At 72.1% G+C, this 18139-nt stretch carries 23 protein-coding genes; 5 read left to right on the top strand and 18 right to left on the bottom strand.

Annotated elements, in window-relative coordinates; translation table 11 throughout:
* Positions 1-84: 84 nt before the first annotated feature.
* The 3 genes from ABZ848_RS15895 to ABZ848_RS15885 all read right to left on the bottom strand — a co-directional run bounded on the left by ABZ848_RS15895 (position 85) and on the right by ABZ848_RS15885 (position 1614).
* On the bottom strand, positions 85-444 hold the full coding sequence (locus tag ABZ848_RS15895; RefSeq protein WP_242761788.1) for an MmcQ/YjbR family DNA-binding protein: 360 nt from the start codon (positions 442-444) through the stop codon (positions 85-87).
* A 73-nt stretch (positions 445-517) separates the two neighbouring features.
* Positions 518-1033 (bottom strand): GNAT family N-acetyltransferase, encoded by a 516-nt coding sequence (locus tag ABZ848_RS15890; protein ID WP_360831410.1) that lies wholly within the window; start codon positions 1031-1033, stop codon positions 518-520.
* Positions 1030-1614 carry an XRE family transcriptional regulator gene (locus ABZ848_RS15885; RefSeq protein WP_360831407.1) on the bottom strand — a complete coding sequence of 195 codons (585 nt, stop codon included), beginning with the start codon at positions 1612-1614 and terminating at the stop codon, positions 1030-1032. Before ABZ848_RS15885 ends, ABZ848_RS15890 begins: the two co-directional genes overlap by 4 nt.
* Positions 1615-1772: 158 nt before the next feature.
* Between ABZ848_RS15885 and ABZ848_RS15880 the strand changes: the two genes are divergently transcribed.
* Positions 1773-1919 carry a hypothetical protein gene (locus ABZ848_RS15880; RefSeq protein ID WP_360831404.1) on the top strand — a complete coding sequence of 49 codons (147 nt, stop codon included), beginning with the start codon at positions 1773-1775 and terminating at the stop codon, positions 1917-1919.
* 1 nt (position 1920) lies between these two features.
* Here ABZ848_RS15880 and ABZ848_RS15875 read toward each other — a convergent pair whose 3' ends face one another.
* The 7 genes from ABZ848_RS15875 to ABZ848_RS15845 form a co-directional block, all read right to left on the bottom strand.
* A complete protein-coding gene (locus tag ABZ848_RS15875) occupies positions 1921-2823 on the bottom strand; it encodes a LysR family transcriptional regulator (protein WP_360831401.1) in 903 nt (300 codons plus the stop codon).
* A 43-nt stretch (positions 2824-2866) separates the two neighbouring features.
* Entirely contained in the window at positions 2867-4114 is a 1248-nt protein-coding gene (locus ABZ848_RS15870) for a glycine C-acetyltransferase (protein ID WP_360831398.1), read from the bottom strand.
* Between the two features lie 36 nt (positions 4115-4150).
* On the bottom strand, positions 4151-5179 hold the full coding sequence (gene tdh / locus ABZ848_RS15865) for an L-threonine 3-dehydrogenase (RefSeq protein ID WP_360831395.1): 1029 nt from the start codon (positions 5177-5179) through the stop codon (positions 4151-4153).
* Between the two features lie 172 nt (positions 5180-5351).
* A complete protein-coding gene (locus ABZ848_RS15860) occupies positions 5352-6536 on the bottom strand; it encodes a Gfo/Idh/MocA family oxidoreductase (RefSeq protein WP_360831392.1) in 1185 nt (394 codons plus the stop codon).
* Positions 6537-6575: 39 nt separating this feature from the next.
* A complete protein-coding gene (locus ABZ848_RS15855; RefSeq protein WP_360831389.1) occupies positions 6576-6947 on the bottom strand; it encodes a hypothetical protein in 372 nt (123 codons plus the stop codon).
* Between the two features lie 32 nt (positions 6948-6979).
* The gene (locus tag ABZ848_RS15850; RefSeq protein ID WP_360831386.1) at positions 6980-7693 is read right to left on the bottom strand and encodes an SDR family oxidoreductase; all 714 of its coding nucleotides are present in this window, start codon (positions 7691-7693) and stop codon (positions 6980-6982) included.
* A gap of 163 nt (positions 7694-7856) precedes the next feature.
* Complete coding sequence (locus ABZ848_RS15845) at positions 7857-8786, bottom strand: LysR family transcriptional regulator (protein WP_360831383.1); 930 nt, start codon at positions 8784-8786, stop codon at positions 7857-7859.
* A 108-nt stretch (positions 8787-8894) separates the two neighbouring features.
* Here ABZ848_RS15845 and ABZ848_RS15840 point away from each other — a divergent pair, with 108 nt between their 5' ends.
* The 4 genes from ABZ848_RS15840 to ABZ848_RS15825 all read left to right on the top strand — a co-directional run bounded on the left by ABZ848_RS15840 (position 8895) and on the right by ABZ848_RS15825 (position 11511).
* Entirely contained in the window at positions 8895-9185 is a 291-nt protein-coding gene (locus ABZ848_RS15840) for a muconolactone Delta-isomerase family protein (protein WP_360831380.1), read from the top strand.
* Between the two features lie 56 nt (positions 9186-9241).
* Positions 9242-10408 (top strand): YbfB/YjiJ family MFS transporter, encoded by a 1167-nt coding sequence (locus ABZ848_RS15835; protein WP_360831940.1) that lies wholly within the window; start codon positions 9242-9244, stop codon positions 10406-10408.
* A 13-nt stretch (positions 10409-10421) separates the two neighbouring features.
* Entirely contained in the window at positions 10422-11027 is a 606-nt protein-coding gene (locus tag ABZ848_RS15830) for a GPP34 family phosphoprotein (RefSeq protein WP_360831377.1), read from the top strand.
* A gap of 70 nt (positions 11028-11097) precedes the next feature.
* Positions 11098-11511 carry a cytidine deaminase gene (locus tag ABZ848_RS15825; protein ID WP_360831374.1) on the top strand — a complete coding sequence of 138 codons (414 nt, stop codon included), beginning with the start codon at positions 11098-11100 and terminating at the stop codon, positions 11509-11511.
* On the opposite strand, the gene ABZ848_RS15820 is transcribed toward ABZ848_RS15825, so the two are convergent.
* From ABZ848_RS15820 to ABZ848_RS15785, 8 genes are all read right to left on the bottom strand, one after another.
* Positions 11508-12101: a TetR/AcrR family transcriptional regulator gene (locus tag ABZ848_RS15820; RefSeq protein ID WP_360831371.1), complete on the bottom strand. Its 594-nt coding sequence runs from the start codon at positions 12099-12101 to the stop codon at positions 11508-11510. The two genes, ABZ848_RS15825 and ABZ848_RS15820, sit on opposite strands and share 4 nt — an antisense overlap.
* Before the next feature lie 54 nt (positions 12102-12155).
* The gene (locus tag ABZ848_RS15815; RefSeq protein WP_360831368.1) at positions 12156-12737 is read right to left on the bottom strand and encodes a GAF domain-containing protein; all 582 of its coding nucleotides are present in this window, start codon (positions 12735-12737) and stop codon (positions 12156-12158) included.
* Positions 12738-12792: 55 nt separating this feature from the next.
* Positions 12793-13392, bottom strand: coding sequence for an ATP/GTP-binding protein (locus ABZ848_RS15810; RefSeq protein ID WP_356348940.1), 600 nt, complete (start codon positions 13390-13392; stop codon positions 12793-12795).
* Complete coding sequence (locus ABZ848_RS15805; RefSeq protein ID WP_242761823.1) at positions 13370-13741, bottom strand: DUF742 domain-containing protein; 372 nt, start codon at positions 13739-13741, stop codon at positions 13370-13372. Before ABZ848_RS15805 ends, ABZ848_RS15810 begins: the two co-directional genes overlap by 23 nt.
* Positions 13742-13743: 2 nt before the next feature.
* Complete coding sequence (locus ABZ848_RS15800) at positions 13744-14178, bottom strand: roadblock/LC7 domain-containing protein (protein ID WP_242761824.1); 435 nt, start codon at positions 14176-14178, stop codon at positions 13744-13746.
* A gap of 86 nt (positions 14179-14264) precedes the next feature.
* Positions 14265-16877, bottom strand: coding sequence for an ATP-binding protein (locus tag ABZ848_RS15795; RefSeq protein WP_360831363.1), 2613 nt, complete (start codon positions 16875-16877; stop codon positions 14265-14267).
* A gap of 395 nt (positions 16878-17272) precedes the next feature.
* Entirely contained in the window at positions 17273-17683 is a 411-nt protein-coding gene (locus ABZ848_RS15790) for a VOC family protein (RefSeq protein WP_360831360.1), read from the bottom strand.
* A 63-nt stretch (positions 17684-17746) separates the two neighbouring features.
* Complete coding sequence (locus tag ABZ848_RS15785) at positions 17747-18139, bottom strand: AraC family transcriptional regulator (protein WP_360831357.1); 393 nt, start codon at positions 18137-18139, stop codon at positions 17747-17749.

Below are 18139 nucleotides of genomic sequence, written 5' to 3'. Positions count from 1 at the left end.
GCCGATCGCCTTGGCCCTGCCTCCCCGGGCCCTGCTCCCACTTCCGGATCATGCCACCCGGCACTGACAACGCCCGAGCGAGTTTCAGTCCGCGGCCGGAAGCCCCAACTCCGGGTAGGCGTCCAGCAGGCGGGGCGGGGCCGCCTGGCGCCAGGAGTCGGCCAGGATGTCGCGCAGTTCGTCCTCGTCCTCGATCGCCGAGAGGCGCGCCCTCACCCAGGCGAACTGCGCTTCGTGCCCGGCGATCCAGAACTTCTCCGGCTCGGCCAGCACCAGTTCGTCGCGTTCTTCCTTCGGGCAGCGCACGGCGATGGAGGTCTCGTCCTCGGGCAGCGTGGCGAACATCTTCCCCGCGACCCGGAAGGTGGGCATGCTCCAGGCCACCTTCTCCGTCGTGTCCGGCAGGGCAAGGGCGATACGGCGTACGTCTTCGGCATCCGGCATGCATCGCACGGTAGCGGCCGCGACTGACAGTCACCTGGTGAGAGCGCTCACTCGGTCAACTGGTCAGAGGCGGTCACCCCAGCCGCTTGTAGTACAGCGTCGTCGGCCGCAGCACCCCGCCCGGGTCGGCCGCGTAGTCGGGGATGACACCGGCCCGGGTCCACCCGGCCGAGTCGTAGAGGCGCTCGGCGAGGCTGTCGGTCTCGGTGTCCAGGTGGAGGAGGGTGATTCCGGCGCCGACGGCCGCCTCCTCCGCGGTGCCGAGCAGCCGGCGCCCGAGGCCCCGCCCTCTCGCCTCCCGGTGCACCATCAGTTTCACCAGCTCGGCGCGGTGCCGGCTGTTGGGCTTGGCGGGGAAGGCAAGGCTGACGGTGCCCACAACGCGGCGCCCGTCGTACGCCGTCCACACGGCCCACTGCCCCGCGGCCACCTCGGCCGCCCGCTCCTTCCACCAGACAACCGCAGACGCGTGGTCCATCGGCGCGAGGAATCCGATGGAGGCGCCCCCGTCCACTGTGTCGACCATCAGCTCCGCCAACTCGCCCACGCTAACGGCGAGTTGGGCCTCGTCCAAGCGCTCGACGATCACGGCAGCACCACCGCCAGCACGTACCGAACCTCTCCGGGTCCCGGGCAGCGGAACCGCGTCGGCCCCCACACCCGCAGCCGCAGACAGTCCCCGGCGTCGAGCCGGTGCCCGACCTCCTGCGCCGTCACCTCCAACACCCCCTCCTGAACCCAGATGTGCTGTTCCAGCCCGGGCACGGGCGGCCGGTCGTACGCGATGTCGGCGCCCGCGGCCAGCCGTCCCTCGACCAGCTCGCCGCGCAGGCCGGGGTGCGGCGGCGACACGGACCGGCGTACGAAACCGGAGGCCCGGTCCTCCCAGACCGGCTGCTCGGCGGCCGGGACGAGCAGCGCGGGCTCCGACTCCACCTCGCTGAGCAGCTGGGACATGGTGCGCCCGTAGACGTGGCACAGGCGGTTGAGGAGCGAGGCGGTGGGGCTGATCTCCACACGCTCGGCCCGGGACAGCGTCGACCTGCTGACGCCACTGCGCTCCGCCAACTCGCCCAGCGACCAGCCTCGTTCGGCCCGCAGCTCGGCGAGGCGGGTGCCGAGTCGCGCGTCGACGGGATCCGCGTGGACCTCGACTTCTTCTCGTCTCACATCCGGGACGGTATCCCAGATATGCAACGCCCGTGTTAACGCCAAACACCTCCCACGGCCGCTCACGCAGCGCGACAATGTGGCGACAATCGGGGGAGGAACGAGATGTCGGACATCCGTATCGGCGTCGAAGGCAGTGACGGTGCGCATGAGTCCCTGTGGGACTGGCTGCGGCAGGAGCCGTCGTCGCCCTAGCCGCGTCATCGCTGTTCGGCAGCGCGTTCCTCGTCGGGCTTCTGGTCATGGTCCTCTACGGCATCGTCTGGCTCGTCATCCGCCTCCGCCGCCGAAATAAGGTCCCCTGACCTACACCCCCGCCGCCTCCCCCAACGCCTCCAACACCGTCCGAATCAGCGGATGCCCCTCCGCCCCCCGCCGCACCGCCGCGAACACCCGCCGCGTGGGCGCCACCCCGTCCACCGGCCGTACGACCACCCCCGCGAGGTCCACCCCGCGCAGCGCCGAGCGCGGCACCAGCGCCACCCCCGCGCCCGCCGAGGCCAGTGCGATCACGGCGTGGAAGTCGTCCGAGGAGTGTTCGAGGCGGGGCTGGAAACCCGCGTTCTCGCAGGCCAGGACCACCACGTCATGGCAGGGGTTGCCGGGGTACGGGCCGATCCACGGGTCCTTGGCCAGCTCGGCCAGCGGCACCTCGCTCGCGTCCGCCAGCCGGTGCCCCACCGGTACGACCGCCTCGAACGGCTCGGCGTACAGCGGGACATGGGTCAGTCGCGGGTCGTCGGCCGGCGGCGCCCCCCGGTACTCCACGGCCACCGCGACGTCGACCTGCCGGTCCAGCACCATCGGCAGGCTCGCGTCCCCCTCAGCGTCCTGGACCCGGATCCGGATCCCCGGCGAGGTCGAGGCGAGCCGGGCCACAGCAGGCGCGACGACCAGCGCGATGCCCGTCGCGAAGGAGGCGACCGTGACGACTCCCGCCGCACCCGAGCCGTACGCCGCCAGTTCCGCCTCCGCTCGCTCCAGCTGGGCCAGGACCGCGTTGGTGTGCCCGAGCAGGATCTCGCCGGCCGGAGTCAGCCGTACCCCCTTCGCACCGCGCTCCACCAGCCGGTGGCCCGTCTCCTGCTCCAGGGCCGTGAGCTGCTGGGAGACCGCGGACGGGGTGAGATACAGCGCGGCGGCAGCCGCCGTCACCGTGCGATGGTCCGCCACCGCCCGGAGGATGTGCAGCCGCCGCGCTTCGATCATGGGATCGATTGTCTCAAATGCCCCGAGTGCCGAAGCCCGGACCTCAGCCCTCCGACTCTGCCCGCGCCGCCTGCTCTGCCCGCGCCGCCGGCCCGGCCCCTGCCTCCAGCTCGGCCCGCGCCGCCACGAACGCGTCCACGGCCCGGTTCACGTCCTCCGTGGAGTGCGCCGCGGACAGCTGGACGCGGATGCGGGCCTGGCCCTGCGGCACGACCGGGTACGAGAAGCCGATCACGTACACGCCCCGCTCCAGCAGCAGCTCCGCCAGCCGTCCGGCGACCGCCGCGTCGCCGATCATCACAGGCGCGATCGCGTGGTCGCCGGGGAGGATCTCGAAGCCCTCCTCCGTCATACGGCGCCGGAACAGCGCGGTGTTCTCGCGCAGCCGCACACGCAGGTCGTCCGCCGACTCCAGCAGGTCCAGGACCTTCAAGGACGCCGCCGCGATCACCGGGGCGAGCGTGTTCGAGAAGAGGTACGGGCGGGAGCGCTGGCGCAGCAGGGCGACGATCTCGGCGCGCGCGGCCACGTAACCGCCGGACGCGCCGCCGAGGGCCTTGCCCAGGGTGCCGGTGATGATGTCGACGCGGTCCATGACGCCGTGCAGCTCAGGGGTGCCGCGGCCGCCGGGGCCGACGAAGCCGACCGCGTGGGAGTCGTCGACCATGACCATGGCGTTGTAACGGTCGGCGAGGTCGCAGATCTCGCGCAGGGGTGCCACGTAGCCGTCCATGGAGAAGACGCCGTCGGTCACGATCAGTCGGCGGCGCGCGTCGGACGCGTCCTTCAACTGGCGTTCCAGATCGGCGAGATCACGGTTGGCGTAGCGGAAGCGGCGGGCCTTGGACAGCCGGATGCCGTCGATGATCGACGCGTGGTTCAGTGCGTCGGAGATCACCGCGTCCTCCGGGCCCAACAGGGTTTCGAAGACACCCCCGTTGGCGTCGAAGCAGGAGGAGTACAGGATCGTGTCCTCCTGGCCGAGGAAGGCCGACAGGCGGGCCTCCAGCTCCTTGTGCACCTCCTGCGTGCCGCAGATGAAGCGCACGGACGCCATGCCGTAGCCCCAGCGGTCCAGTGCCTCGTGGGCGGCGGCGACCACCTCGGGGTGGTCGGCGAGACCGAGGTAGTTGTTGGCGCAGAAGTTGAGAACCTCGCCGGGGCGGCCGCCCGCGGTGACGTTCACGGTCGCGGACTGCGGGGTGCCGATGACCCGCTCGGGCTTGTGCAGGCCGGCGGCGCGGATCTCGTCGAGGGTGGCGCGCAGGTCGTCGCGCACGGAGTCGAACATGGGGGAAGCTCCTAAAGTACCTTCGGCGAACGGGAGTTACGCGGTCCAGTCGAGGATGACCTTGCCGCCGCGGCCGCTCGCCGCGTCGGTGAAGGCCGCCTCGAAGTCGCGGTGGCCGTACCGGCCGGTGATCACGGGCGAGAGGTCGAGGCCGCCCTCGAGGAGCACCGACATCGCGTACCAGGTCTCGAACATCTCACGGCCGTAGATGCCCTTGACGGTGATCATGGAGGTAACGATCCGCGCCCAGTCGACCGCGAACTCGGCGGACGGCAGGCCGAGCATGGCGATACGGCCGCCATGGGTCATGTTGGCGATCATGTCGCGCATCGCCTCGGGCCGGCCGGACATCTCCAGGCCGATGTCGAAGCCTTCACGCAGCCCCAACTCCCGCTGTCCGTCGGCGATCTGATGCTCCGACACATCGAGCGCGAGGCTCACGCCGATCTTGCGGGCCAGCTCCAGGCGTTCCTCGCTGACGTCGGTGATCACGACGTTGCGGGCGCCCGCGTGCCGGGCGACGGCGGCGGCCATCAGGCCGATCGGGCCGGCGCCGGTGATCAGCACGTCCTCGCCGACCAGCGGGAAGGAGAGGGCGGTATGGACGGCGTTGCCGAACGGGTCGAAGATCGCCGCCACGTCCAGGTCGACGGGGACGCGGTGCACCCACACGTTGGACGCGGGCAGGGCGACGTACTCCGCGAAGGCCCCGTCCCGGCCGACGCCGAGCCCGACGGTGGCCCGGCACAGGTGGCGGCGCCCGGCGAGGCAGTTGCGGCACTTGCCGCAGACCAGGTGGCCCTCGCCGCTGACCCGGTCACCAACGGCGATGTCCGTGACGTCCCGCCCGGTCTCCACGACCTCGCCGACGAACTCGTGCCCGACCACCAGTGGGGCGCTGATCGCCTGCCGCGCCCAGCCGTCCCAGGCCCGGATGTGCAGGTCGGTGCCGCAGATGCCGGTGCGCAGCACCTTGATGAGTACGTCGCCCGGTCCGACGACGGGCTCCGGGACGTCCGCGAGCCACAGCCCGGGTTCCGCCTTCTCCTTGACCAGCGCCTTCAACGCTACGGCTCCTGTGCGTGAGGTCCCGGCCGCGGGCATGCCGAAGCGGCCCGCGGCCGGGGAGGGGGGTGGAATCGACTAGCAATCTGCCGTACCCGCAGCCCCAGGTCCATCGAGCTTTTCTTAAGCCACGCCGCAGCTCCGCTTCATACCGGCCAGCTCGCGGCCCGCTTCACGCCCGCTGCCCCCGCTCGAAGTAGCCGGCCAGCTCCGCGTCCAGCGGCGGCACTTCCCGTACGGCACCGCCCGCGCGCAGGGACTCGGTCGCCCCGAACCCTGCCGCTACGGCCATCCGCGCGGCCACCGGTGAGGTGTCGGTGGGCCCGCCCTCCCGTACGAAGCGCAGGAACTCGTCGATGATCAGCGGATCGGCGCCGCCGTGCTCGGCGTCCTCGGTCACCTCCGGCACCGGGTACTCGGCGTCGGGCTCGGCGCGGTAGCCGGAGCGCCGGGAGTTCCAGACCCGCACGACTCCCCCGGGTCCGTCGCCGAAGTTCTCCAGGCGGCCCGCGTCGCCGATGACGGTGTAGTTGCGCCAGTAGTCGGGGGTGAAGTGGCACTGCTGGTAGGCCGCCAACACCCCGTTGTCCAGGCGCATGTTGACCAGCGAGACGTCCTCGACGTCGATGACGGGGTTGAGGGCCCGCTGGGTGTGCGGCGGCCAATGGCCGTCCTTCGTGTACCAGTCGGCGGTCTTGGGCTCGCCCGGCGCCCGGCGGTGCGGGTTGTCGCCGTACACCATGAGGTCGCCGAAGGCCTGCACCCGGCGCGTGTATCCGCCGGCCAGCCAGTGCAGCACGTCGATGTCGTGGGCGCCCTTCTGCAGCAACAGGCTTGTGGTGTACCGGCGTTCGGCGTGCCAGTCCTTGAAGTACCAGTCGCCGCCGTAGCCGACGAAGTGGCGGACCCAGACGGTCTTGACGGTGCCGATGTCGCCGCGGGTGACGAGGTCGCGCATCAGGCGGATCACCGGCATGTGGCGCATGTTGTGGCCGACGTACAGGCGGGTGCCGGTCTCTCGGGCGGTGCGCAGGATGTCGTCGCAGCGGTCGACGGTGATGTCGAGGGGCTTCTCGACGAAGACCGGCCGGCCCGCACGCAGGGCCGCGCGGGCGAGGTCGGCGTGGGTGTGGTCCGGGGTGAGGACGAGGACGGCGTCGACGTCCGGGGCCTCGATCACCTGGCGGTGGTCGTCGACCGTGCGCACCCCGGGGATGTCGGCGGCGGCCCGCTCCCGCCGCTCCGGGTCGGGGTCGGCGACGACGGTCACGCGCGCTCCCCCGCCGGGCCGGTGCGCGGTCCGGGCGAGGGAGCCGCGCAGTCCGTGGCCGAGGACACCGAGGCGCAGATCGGTCATGGCGGACCTTTCCGTAGCAGTGCGCCTCGGGTGGCGGGCCTAGTCGAGGCGGGAGACCTGATAGTGACTGATGTACCAGTCGTCGCCCGCGCGGCTCAGCAGGACCGCGAGCTTTACGGGCAGTACGGGCCGGTCCGTGAAGGAGAACTCGACGTCCAGGTAGCCGAGGACGAGACCGTCGGCCGGGCGCCTGGTCTCCAGGATGCGGTACGACGCCTGCATGCCGAGCGGCTGGGAGTCGTAGTACTCGGCGATGCCCTGCCGTCCGACGCTGTAGGGGTGCAGCCCCTGGAAGATCGCGTCCTCGGTGAACCGGGCGGCGACGCGCTCGGGTCGGTGTGCGTCGACGCCGGCCTTCCACTCGTCGAGGACCTGGGTCAGGATCGCCTTGTCGTCCGTCGTGGTGGTCATGTCCGCTCCTTGGTACGTGATGTGACGGTCTGTCAATGTCCGGCGCTCATACCGCCGTCGACGTGCAGGATCTCGCCGGTGACGAACGGTGCCGTCTCCAGGAAGAGCACCGCGTCGACGATGTCGGCCACTTCACCCATCCGGCCGACCGGGTGCAGGGCGGCGAGGAAGTCGTGGGTCTCCGGCGCGTGCATGGGGGTCTTGATGGTGCCGGGCGACACCGCGTTGACGCGGACGCCGCGGGTGGCGTACTCGATGGCGAGGGACTTGGTGGCGGACTGGAGGCCGCCCTTGGTCATGGAGGCGAGGACGGACGGGACGCGGGAGTCCGCCGCGTCGACCAGGCTGGTGGTGACGCTGACGACGTGGCCGCCGCCCTGGGCGAGCAGGTGGGGCAGGGCCCGCTGGGTGAGGTGGAAGAAGCCGGCGACGTTGATGCCGGTCACGGTGGCGTAGTCCTCGGCCGTGTACTCGGTGAAGGGCTTGGCGACGAAGACGCCCGCGTTGTTGACCACGGTGTCGATACGGCCGAACCGCTCGACGGCGGCCGCGACGACCCGCTCGGCGGTCGCCGGGTCGGCGATGTCGCCCTGCACGGTGAGGACGTCGGCGTCGTCGGCAGGGGCGATCGTGCGCGAGGTGGCGACGACGGCGTAACCGAGCTTGCGGTAGCCCTCGACGAGGGCGGCGCCGATGCCCTGCGAGGCGCCGGTGACGATCGCGACCTTCTGGTTCTGCGTGCTCATGGTGACCTTCTCCGAAGTGGGTGACCGGCTACTAGCCGACCGGTCGACTAATTGGAAGGTAGGTCGGGCCAGGCGGGGACGGAAGGATCGGCTTTCTCCCGCTTGGAAGGCGCGGCCTCCCAACCGAGGTCAGCCGGTGGATCGCCTATCGACCGTCGGGAGGTCAGCCCTGGATCGCGTGCGGGTCGTCGGCCGGCAGCCAGGCGTCCGGGGCGTGGATGCCGAGGTCGCCGACACCGGTACTCAGGGCGTCGACGGCGGCGAGAACGCCGGGGCGGTCCTCGGTCGCGCGCCAGACCAGGGACCAGGTCCAGTAGATCCTCGGCCCGACGATCTCGCGGCGGACCAGGTCCGGCGGGAGCGGAGTGGTCTGTCCCTTGGGCGAGTTGAGGACGGGGCGGGAGCAGCGGCGGACGTGGTCGAAGTAGGCGGGGCCGGTGATGGCGCCGTCGGAGATGCGTACCTCGCGGGCGCCGGTGACCTGGGTGACCTCTTCGGCATAGACATTCCAGGACGCCCAGGAGGTGATGTCGTCGTCGACGAGGACGTCGGTGTCGCGGGCCGGGACGTCGCTCGTGTCGCTGCCCTTGGCGACGGCGTAGAGCCGGTCGGCGCCGATCAGCCGGGCCCGCAGTCCGAGCCGGGCGAGATCCTCGTTGCGCAGCCAGCACACGGCGAGGTCCAGGCTGCCGTCGGCGACCCGGGCGGCCTGGGTGTGGGAGGGCGCGACCCAGGCGTCGACATGCACCTGGGCCACCGCGGCCGTGCGCGAAGTGAGGTCCGGCGGCAGCCAGTTGACGTAACCGAGCCGTACGGACTGCGAGCCCGAGAGGCGGCTCGCCCGGCGTTTGAGGTCGTCGGCCCGCTCCAGCAGGGCGCGGGTGTGCGGGAGGAGGTCGGCGCCGGCCGGGGTGAGGGAGACCGAGCGGCGGTCGCGATCGAAGAGCCGGACACCGAGGTCCCGTTCGAGCGCCTTGATCTGCTGGGAGAGCGAGGGACCCGCGATGAGCAGCCGCTCGGCGGCCCGCCCGAAGTTGAGCTCCTCGGCGACCGCGACGAAGTACCGCAGCTGACGCAGTTCCACGCGCGCCATCGTACGCGCGCTGGGAGGCCCGGCCTATCAGCAGCGAGGAAGCCGGTCGTGGCATCCCCCTGGTGACGGGCGCACGATGGGCTCATCGAACGACGAATGGAGCGCGTCATGCGAGAGTTCCTGGTCGAGATCACCACCACCGTCCCCGAGGGGACCGGTCAGGACGAGGTCGACCGGCGACGGGCCGCCGAGGCGGTGCGCGCCAAGGAGCTGGCCGCCACCGGCAATCTGGCCCGACTGTGGCGTCCCGTGGGCGAGTTGCGCAGCATCGGCGTCTGGCGGGCCGCCGACGAGGAGGAACTGAACGAGAAGGTGCTCGGCACACTGCCGCTGCGCCCGTGGATGACCCTCACCGTCACCCCGCTGGAGTCCCATCCCAACGACCCGGGCCGGATGTGAGCGCTTCCTCGCCCTGGACCCATGTGGCCCGGGCCGCCGCCGCGCTCGCCGCGGGCATGGGCGTCGGCCGCTTCGTCTACACCCCGATCCTGCCCCTGATGCACGCCCAGGCGGGCCTGTCCGCCGGCGCCGGGGCGAGCCTGGCCACCGCCAACTACGTCGGCTATCTGGCCGGCGCGCTGGCGGGCATCCTCTCCCCCACGCTGGTCCGCTCACGCACCGTCCTGCGCGCCTCCCTGCTCGTGCTGACGGCCACGCTCGCCGCGATGCCCCTCACCCACAGCACCGTGACATGGGAGGCACTGCGCCTGCTGGCCGGTGCGGCCAGCGCCCTGGTCTTCGTCGTCGCGGCCGGCTCCCTCCTGCACCACCTGCGCGCACACCCGCCGCACCTGTCGGGCTGGGCGTTCGGCGGTGTGGGCGGCGGCATCGCACTGTCCGGGCTGCTGGTCCTGGCGCTGCGCCCGGTCGGCGACTGGCGGACCGCCTGGTGGGCGTCGGCCGCACTCGCCGCACTGCTCACGGCCGGCTCCTGGAACCTGCGCCCGGAGGACGCCCCCACCGCCAAGGTGTCCGGGTCCGCCGGGAAGCCCCGCACCCACCGCTGGTTCGGCGCGCTGTTCGTCAGCTACACCCTGGAGGGCGTCGGGTACATCGTCGCCGGGACCTTCCTGGTCGCGGCCATCGGCCAGGGCTCCCCCGGCTGGGTCGGCGGCGGCGCCTGGGTGCTGGTCGGGCTGGCCGCCGTACCGTCGTCGGCGCTCTGGGCCCGGCTGGGGCGACGCTGGTCGCGCCCCGGGCTGCTGCTCACCGCGCTGGTGGTGCAGGCGGCCGGGATCGCGCTGCCCGCTCTCGTCGGCGGGACGGCCGCGGCGCTGGCGTCCGCGATACTGTTCGGCGCCACGTTCCTGGGCGTGAGCACGCTGGCCCTGGCCACCGGGGCACACCTGCGCTTCCCGCGCTCGGTCGCCCTGCTGACCGCCGGGTACTCCGTCGGCCAGATCCTCGGCCCGCTGGTCGTCGCCCCGCTGCTGCACCACGGCTACCACGGGGCCCTGCTCCTGGCCGCCCTCGTGGTCCTGGCCGCGGCCGCGGGCGCCGCCGTGCTGCGGATCGGCTTCCCGCACCACATGGTCGTAGTACGACACACGAACCCCGAAAGGCGGCGAGAATCGAACGAGGGCGCCGATCCCGGCGCACTCGCCCCGCACTCGGCCGACTGACGTGGAGCCGCTCATGACCACCGCACGGGACCTCGCGATCGTCGCCCTGGACATGCCGGCCGGCAAGCCGGTGGAACAGGGCGACCTGTCGCTCGCGCTCGCCGGGGCCGAGGTGTTCGACCTCGTCGAGGCCCGGGCCCTCGTCCTCGACGGCGACCGCATCGTGCCGAACGCCCAAGCACCCACCGGCGACCGCCTGTTGGACGAGGCCGCCGGGGCGCTCGTACGACAGGAGCCGTACGAGTCGGTGGAGGACTGGCTGTGGCGCCGGGGCCGCGGGCTGTCCGCGGCCTACGTCGACGACCTGGAGCGGGTCGGGCTGACGGCCCGCCCGCGGGGCCGCCGGATTCCACTGCTGAGCGGCCGGACGGAGCTGGTCGACTCGCCGGCCCGGCGGGAGGCCGAGGAGCGCTGGACGGCCGCCGAACCAGTCCTGCTCGCCCTGGCCGCGGCCGCCGGCATCGGCGACGAACCGCCCGTGGACACCCCGGAGTTGACCACCGACACGGCCGCGACCGTGCTGGCGGCGGTCGGCGAGGCGGTGATGGAGCTGGAGGCCGTACGGCAGCGCAAGGCGATCGAGGACGCGGCCTTCGACAACGTATGGCGCGGCTACTGAGGCGGTTATTCGCTTGCGCGTCCTCGTCGCGCGGGTGATCGTCGGCTGACACGCGACGAAGGCGGAGCAGATGACCACGCAGTCCCACCCCGTGGACCACGAACTCGTCGCGGCCGCGGCCGAGGTCGCGCGCACGCGCTGCCGGGGCGACAACCACACCATGGCGGCCGCGGCGCGCGCCGACGACGGCCGGATCATCACCGCGGTGAACGCCTACCACTTCACGGGTGGCCCATGCGCCGAGATGGTCGTCATCGGCGCGGCGGCCGCACAGGGCGCCTACCAGCTGGACACGATCGTCGCCGTGGGGGACCGCGACCGCGGGGTCGTCCCTCCGTGCGGCCGCTGCCGCCAGGTCCTGCTCGAGTACTTCCCCGCCATCAAGGTCGTCGTCGGGCAGGGCGACCGCGTCCGGGCCGTCCCCGTCACCGACCTGCTGCCCGAGAGCTACGTCTGGGCGGACCACCAGGTCGAGGGCGACTAGGAAGCGCCCAGCAGGGCACGGCAGTTGGCCCAGAGCGGACCGAGGCGCTGCGGACTGTTGTAGAGCTTCGCGAACATCACCTGGCCCTCCAGCTGGGCCACCACCGCCCGCGCCGCCTCCCGGGTGTCCGCGACCCTCACCTCGCCGCGCTCGCGGGCCTGGGCGACGACCGCCTCGACCATGTCGACCTGCGCCTCGAAGATCTCCTGCAGCCGCGCGCGGACGGCCTCGGTCTGGTTGCTGAGCTCCAGGGTGAGATTCCCGAACAGACACCCCGACACGGTGCCGCAGCCCTCCTGCACCGCCCGCTGCCCGGCCTCCGTCTCCACGAACAACTCCCGCAGCCGCTCCAGGGGTTCGGCGTCCGAGCCGAGCACACGCGCCCAGTCGCTCCGCTGCGCCGCCCAGTGCTCGTCCACGACCGCGAGCGCCAGGGACTCCTTGGACTCGAAGAAGTAGTAGAAGCTCCCCTTCGGCACCCCGGCGGCCTTGCAGATCTCGGCCACGCCCAGCGCCGAGTAGCCGCGCTGCTCGATCAGCGAGCGGGCGGCCCCGAGGATCTTCTCCTTGGCGTCGCTGGTACGTCCCATGCCGCGAGTGTACGGCGGTACTAGACCGGTCGGCTTGCAAAGGGGTGCCCGCGGTCACAGCAGCGGGAGCCCGTCCGCCTCCCGTCGCTCCAGCCGGGCCACCAGCTCCGCCGCCGACGCCTTGATGGTGTCCAGCCCCGCCCTGCCCCAGGGCCGCGGCTCCACGTCGACCACGCACAGCGTGCCCAAGACCATTCCCGTGCTGTCGATGAGCGGGGCGCCGAGATAGGAGCGGATGCCGAACTCGTCGACGACCGGATTGCCCGCGAACCGCGGGTAGTCGCACACGTCCTCCAGGACCAGCGCCTTGCGCCGGACCACCACATGGGGGCAGAAGCCGTGGTCACGGGCGAGCTCGCGGCCCATCTCCGGCCTGCTCCCGTCGGGTTTCACGACGGGCAACGGCACGCCCGGAACGTGCAGGCCCGCGAAGAACTGCCGGTTCTCGTCGATGAAGTTGACCATGGCGTACGGCGCTCCGGTCACCTCGGCGAGCCGGTCCGCGTAGGCGTCCAGGTCGGGGTCCGGGTGTTCGCCCAGGTGCAGTTGGCCGAGGCGGCGGGTACGGGCGGGGGCCTCCTTGTCCTCCGGGGTGAGCAGCAGTCGGCCGGCCGGGCGCGACGGGTCGTACCTCATGGGCGGTCGCTGTGGACGTCGGTCATATATCAACTCCGTGGCGGGTGTGCGGGGTTCACATGTGGGCGCCGTGGCTGGGCGCATGGGCCGGGGCATGGGCGATGAGATGGCGGACGAGGGTGAGCAGGGTCTGGACGCCCGAGCTGGAGATCCGGGCGTCGCAGCGCACGACCGGGATCTCCGGGGAGAGGTCGATGGCGGCCCGCACCTCCTCGGGGTCGTAGCGGTACGAGCCGTCGAACTCGTTGATGGCGACGATGAAGCCGAGGCCGCGCTGCTCGAAGAAGTCGACGGCCGCGAAGCACTCCTCCAGGCGCCGGGTGTCGGCGAGGATGACCGCGCCGAGCGCGCCCTCGGAGAGTTCGTCCCACATGAACCAGAACCGCTCCTGTCCGGGCGTGCCGAACAGGTACAGCACATGTTCCGGATCGAGGGTGATACGGCCGAAGTCCATGGCCACCGTCGTCTCGACCTTGTTCTCGATCCCGTCGAGGGAGTCGGTCGCGGCGCTGACCGTGGTGAGCAGCTCCTCCGTGCTGAGCGGCGCGATCTCGCTGACCGCGCCCACGAAGGTCGTCTTGCCTACTCCGAAGCCTCCCGCGACCAGGATCTTGAGTGCGGTGGGGAAGGGGTCAGAGCTGTCGTCGTAGTCCATCGAGCACTGCCTCCAGTAGGGCCCGGTCAGTCGGGTTGTGGTGGAACTCGGGTGGCTTGGTGGTGAGCGCCCCGCAGTCGACGAGGTCCGACAGCAGCACCTTGGTGACCACGGCCGGCAGCTTCAGATGGGCGGCGACCTCGGCGACCGAGACGGGCGCGCGGCACAGGTCGAGCGCCTGCTGGTGCTCGGGGCCGAGGTAGCCGAGGGGCGTGGCGCCGGTGGCCATCACATGCGACAGGAGGTCGAGGGCGATGGTCGGCCGGGTGCGGCCGTTGCTGACCGTGAAGGGGCGCACGAGCCGTCCGGCCGCGTCGTCGAGCCAGGGCCCGTCGCCGGCCGCCGCCACGCTCAAGGCCTCATCGCCGTGGGTTCGACGGCATGCTGTCGGGGTGCGGTCACCAGGTACGGGCGGACGCTCTTGACCAGCATGGCCATCTCGTAGCCGAGGACGGCCGCGTCGGCCTCGCGGCCGGCCAGCACGGCCAGACAGGTGCCGGAGCCCGCGGTGGTCACGAACAGCAGGGTCGAGTCGAGTTCGACGACGACCTGGCGGACGTCGCCGCCGTCGCCGAAGCGGACGCCGGCGCTGCGGCCGAGGGAGTACAGGCCGGAGGCCAGGGCGGCCATGTGGTCGGCGCTGTCCGCGTCGAGGCCGTGGACCGACTTCACGAGCCCGTCGCAGGAGAGGAGTACCGCGCTGGTCGTGTGCGGTACGCGCTGCACGAGGCCGCTCATCAGCCAGTCGAGATCGGATACATGGCCGGTCGGCGCGTCGCTCGCCATGGTGGATCGACTCCTTGGGGTCCGAAGGTCTGCGGGAGCGGTGGGGGCGGGGGCGGGGGTGCGAACGGGGGTGGGGGCTGGGCTGCTCATCCGGCTGGTGCGCTCCCGTCGTGCCGGGTGGGATGGTCCATGCCACGCGCAGCCGCGGGGCGCGCCTCGGCTATGTGCGCCGGGTCCATGGGGGTTACGTCCATGCCGTGCGGCGGGGTGGTGGCGCTGACGTCCGTGTGGAGAGCGTCCAGGTGCGAGGTGGGAATCCTGGGGAGGGAGCTGGGGAGGGAGCCTGTGCGGGTCGGCTCCATGGGGGTGGGGTCCATGTGGGCGCCGTCCGTGTGTCCCGACACCATGTGTCCGGACCCCACGTGGGCGCGATCGACGTCGGTCGACTCCATGTGCGGCCCGTCCATGTGGCCCGGTTCCATGTGTCCTGACCCCATGTGGGCGCGATCCATGTCGCCCAGCTCCATGTGTGACCGGTCCATGTGGCCCGGATCCGATTGCTGTGCCAGATCCATGGGGCCCGACTCCATGGGCGCCGAGGTCGACATGGGTGCGGTCTGGGTGTGTGCCGTCGCCGTGTCCGACGTCAACGCGTCCTCCGCCTCCAGGTGTTGCTGGGCCTCCGCCAGACCGATACCGCGCTGGAAGGCCGCCATCAGGCCCGGGTCGTGACCGGCGGGGTACTCGGCGTCCTGGCGGGGCGCCGGGCCGTCGCGGAGCTGGGGTGCGATGTGTTCCTGGGCGCGGCGGCGGGGCAGTTGGGGCTTGCCCATGGTGCCGCGGACCGGGCCGGTACGGGGTGTGGGCGGGGTGACCGAGTGCTCGGCGACGAGCCGCCGGTCGTCGGGCCGGATGCCGGGCAGCGCCTCGGCCGGATTGGCCCGCTCCTCGTGATGCCCGCGGACGGGCAGGGGCGCCGGTGCACTGCCGTCGGCCGTCCGGCTCCCGCCGGCCGCTCTGTTCCCGCCGGTCGGCATGGCGCCACCGCTCTGCATGGCCTCGCCGGACAGGGAATCCCCCGGCGCAGCCGCGTCCGGCGCGCCGCCGACACCCTGCATGCCGCCGTTGGACATCCCGCCGCCCTGCAGGCCACCGTTCGGCAGCGCGCCGCCCTGCACCGCCCCGTTGGGCGCCGAACCACCCGACACACCACCGTTGGCCGCTGGGCCGCCCTGGACCATCCCATTGGGCAGCCCGCCACCCGGCACCCCGCCATTCGGCAGCGCGCCGCCCTGCACCGCCCCGTTCGGCCCCCCGCCCCCGCGTACCGCCCCGTTGAGCGGCGCGCCGGGCTGGGCTCCGTTCGATGCCGGGGCTGCGGGGCGGGCGCTCTCCCAGCGCTCCCCCCGGCGTGGTGCGGGTGGCGGGGGTGTGGCGCGGCGGCCGCCCGTCGTCTCGGGGCCGGGGCCGGCCGGGGTATGTGGGCGTGGCTGGCCGGGTGGTCCCGGCACGCCCTGCGGCTGTGGCTGCGGAGCGACCCCGGGCACGCCCGGCGCCGCGCCCAGCAGCCCCTGGGGGACCACGAGCACCGCCTGTACCCCGCCGTAGATGTTGGTCTGCAGCCGGACGTTGATGCCGTGCCGCCGGGCGAGCTGCGAGACCACGAACAGTCCGATCCGGCCGTCCGCCAGCAGGCTCGCGACGTTGACCTGGTCGGGGTCGGAGAGCAGCGTGTTCATCTTCTTCTGCTCGGCCACGGGCATGCCGAGGCCGCGGTCCTCGACCTCGACCGCGAGCCCCGAGGTGACGAGGTTGGCGCGGAGCAGGACCTGGGTGTGCGGGGCCGAGAACACCGTGGCGTTTTCGACGAGTTCGGCCAGCAGATGGATGACGTCGGCGACGGCGTGCCCGCGCAGGGTCCCGTCGATCGGCGGCACCAGCTTGACCCGCGAGTACTGCTCGACCTCGGCGATGGCGGAGCGCAGCACCTCGGTCATGGAGACGGGGTGGCTCCACTGCCGCCGGGAGACCGCGCCGCCGAGCACCGCGAGGTTCTCGGCGTGGCGCCGGATGCGGGTGGCGAGGTGGTCGACGTGGAAGAGGCCCTTGAGCAGGTCGGGGTCCTCGATCTCGTTCTCCAGCTCGTCGAGGATCGAGATCTCCCGGTGCACCAGGGACTGCAGCCGCCGGGCGAGGTTGACGAAGACCTCCAGCTTCTGTTCGCTGCCCGCCTGGCTGGAGAGCTGGGCGGCCTGGACGACGGCGGTGACGGCGCCGTCGTGCGCGCGGGCCAGATCGGCGGCGAGCAGCTCGAAGTCGTCCGCGTCCTCGGGCGGCCCGCCGCGCGGCTTGCGCTGCGGCGGGGCCTCGCCCTGACGCAGGGCTTCGACGAGGGCGCGCAGGTCGGCCTCGCCACGGGCGCTGCGGCGACGCAGGGCTCCGACACGGTCGCTGACGACCTTGGCGGCACGGTCGGCGGCGACGGCCGCGATCACGATGCCGGCCAGGGCCACGGAGACCGCGCCGGCGAGCACGCCCCAGAGCGTGAGGGAGGGCCGGGCGCCTGTGGAGCGGACCGTGAACAGCACGGCCGCGCCGGCGCTGAGGGCGACCGCGATGGGCGGCAGCACGGCCAGCCGCAGCAGCTGGGGCCGTATGTGGGCCTCGGGCAGCGAGGGGACGGGGCGGGCGACGGGCCGTCCGTGCCGTCCGCCCTCGCGGCGGTCTGCGTGTGCGGCCGGTGCGCGGAGGTGAGACATCGGTGTCCTCGTCGTACTGGTCCGTCGGTGCCTGGGCGCGGTCTGCGCGGTTCGGGCAGGCGTTGCCCGATGGACACTCACAGTAGTCGGCAACCCATCATGTGCGGTGGGCAGTTGACAAAGTCCCACGCGGAGCGTCCCGCTCTGGTATGAGGCGTCGTACGACAGACCGATAAACCCAGCGGGCGGCCGGTCCAGCTGGACAAGAGAACGATCAGAGCTGGTCAGAAGCGGTCACTCGAAAATGCCGGGGGCCGGGGAGCGGTTGCTCCCCGGCCCTCGCCGTTTGCCGGTATACGTCCGGTCCGCGTCCCGACCGGACCGTTTCGGGTCCTACCTTGCCCCTCGGAGTCCTCCCCCGAACGTCACTGTCCGTGTCAACCGCGAAGGCCGGCTCACGCCTTCGGCTGGGTGAAGCGGATGCTGTTGCCGAAGGGGTCGCGCAGTGCGCAGTCGATTCCGTACGGCCGCTCGGTGGGCTCCTCGGTGAACTCGACGCCCTTCGCCTTGAGGGTCTCGTATGTCTTGCGGCAGTCCTCGGTGCCGAAGATCAGGTAGCCGCCGGTCGCGCCCTTGGTGAGCAGGTCGCGGACCTGCTCAGCGGTCTCCTCGGACAGCCGCGGCGGTCCGGGGCGCTCCAGGAGGACCTCGCGGTCGGGGTGGCCGGGGACGCTGACGGTGAGCCAGCGCATGATGCCGAGATCGGCGTCGGTGTTGACCTCCAGGCCGAGCTTGCCGACGTAGAAGTCGATGGCCTCGTCCTGGTCGAGGACGTAGATCTGCGAGTGCGTGATGGCTGTGAACATGGGCATCACGCTACGGCGCGGGCCTCGCGAAAACTTATCCAGAACTGCTCTGTCGGCCGGCCGTCAGGCGCCCGGCCGCAACCAGGCCATGGTGAAGCAGGTGGGCACGTCCACGGCCACCGCCTGCTTGCGGTACTCGCGCGGTGAGCGGCCGACGATGTCGCGGAAGGTGCGGCTGAAGGTGCCCGGGCTGCCGAAGCCGACGTCGAAGCAGATGTCCGTGACACTGCGGTCGGTCTCCCGCAGCAGGAACATCGCGCGCTCGACCCGGCGGCGCTGCAGGTAGCGGTGCGGGGTCTCGCCGAAGGTGGCGCGGAACGTGCGGCTGAAGTGGGCCGGGGAGACATGCGCGATCCGCGCCAGGTCCGCCACGTCCAGCGGCTGCGCATAGGCACGGTCCATGGCGTCCCGGGCCCGGAGCATCCGGCGATTGCTCTCCTCTGCGGCACGGCTCAC

The sequence above is a fragment of the Streptomyces sp. NPDC047081 genome, assembly GCF_040643775.1.
In the GTDB taxonomy this organism is placed as follows: Bacteria; Actinomycetota; Actinomycetes; order Streptomycetales; family Streptomycetaceae; genus Streptomyces.
This window is presented reverse-complemented; position numbering and strand designations above follow the sequence as displayed.

What these genes read in the sequence shown, in the direction of transcription:
- ABZ848_RS15895 (WP_242761788.1), bottom strand. Translation starts at nt 444, where the DNA reads ATGCCGGATGCCGAAGACGTACGCCGTATCGCCCTTGCCCTGCCGGAC.
- ABZ848_RS15875 (WP_360831401.1), bottom strand. Translation starts at nt 2,823, where the DNA reads ATGATCGAAGCGCGGCGGCTGCACATCCTCCGGGCGGTGGCGGACCAT.
- ABZ848_RS15870 (WP_360831398.1), bottom strand. Translation starts at nt 4,114, where the DNA reads ATGTTCGACTCCGTGCGCGACGACCTGCGCGCCACCCTCGACGAGATC.
- ABZ848_RS15860 (WP_360831392.1), bottom strand. Translation starts at nt 6,536, where the DNA reads ATGACCGATCTGCGCCTCGGTGTCCTCGGCCACGGACTGCGCGGCTCC.
- ABZ848_RS15855 (WP_360831389.1), bottom strand. Translation starts at nt 6,947, where the DNA reads ATGACCACCACGACGGACGACAAGGCGATCCTGACCCAGGTCCTCGAC.
- ABZ848_RS15850 (WP_360831386.1), bottom strand. Translation starts at nt 7,693, where the DNA reads ATGAGCACGCAGAACCAGAAGGTCGCGATCGTCACCGGCGCCTCGCAG.
- ABZ848_RS15845 (WP_360831383.1), bottom strand. Translation starts at nt 8,786, where the DNA reads ATGGCGCGCGTGGAACTGCGTCAGCTGCGGTACTTCGTCGCGGTCGCC.
- ABZ848_RS15840 (WP_360831380.1), top strand. Translation starts at nt 8,895, where the DNA reads ATGCGAGAGTTCCTGGTCGAGATCACCACCACCGTCCCCGAGGGGACC.
- ABZ848_RS15835 (WP_360831940.1), top strand. Translation starts at nt 9,242, where the DNA reads ATGGGCGTCGGCCGCTTCGTCTACACCCCGATCCTGCCCCTGATGCAC.
- ABZ848_RS15830 (WP_360831377.1), top strand. Translation starts at nt 10,422, where the DNA reads ATGACCACCGCACGGGACCTCGCGATCGTCGCCCTGGACATGCCGGCC.
- ABZ848_RS15825 (WP_360831374.1), top strand. Translation starts at nt 11,098, where the DNA reads ATGACCACGCAGTCCCACCCCGTGGACCACGAACTCGTCGCGGCCGCG.
- ABZ848_RS15820 (WP_360831371.1), bottom strand. Translation starts at nt 12,101, where the DNA reads ATGGGACGTACCAGCGACGCCAAGGAGAAGATCCTCGGGGCCGCCCGC.
- ABZ848_RS15815 (WP_360831368.1), bottom strand. Translation starts at nt 12,737, where the DNA reads ATGAGGTACGACCCGTCGCGCCCGGCCGGCCGACTGCTGCTCACCCCG.
- ABZ848_RS15810 (WP_356348940.1), bottom strand. Translation starts at nt 13,392, where the DNA reads ATGGACTACGACGACAGCTCTGACCCCTTCCCCACCGCACTCAAGATC.
- ABZ848_RS15800 (WP_242761824.1), bottom strand. Translation starts at nt 14,178, where the DNA reads ATGGCGAGCGACGCGCCGACCGGCCATGTATCCGATCTCGACTGGCTG.
- ABZ848_RS15795 (WP_360831363.1), bottom strand. Translation starts at nt 16,877, where the DNA reads ATGTCTCACCTCCGCGCACCGGCCGCACACGCAGACCGCCGCGAGGGC.
- ABZ848_RS15790 (WP_360831360.1), bottom strand. Translation starts at nt 17,683, where the DNA reads ATGTTCACAGCCATCACGCACTCGCAGATCTACGTCCTCGACCAGGAC.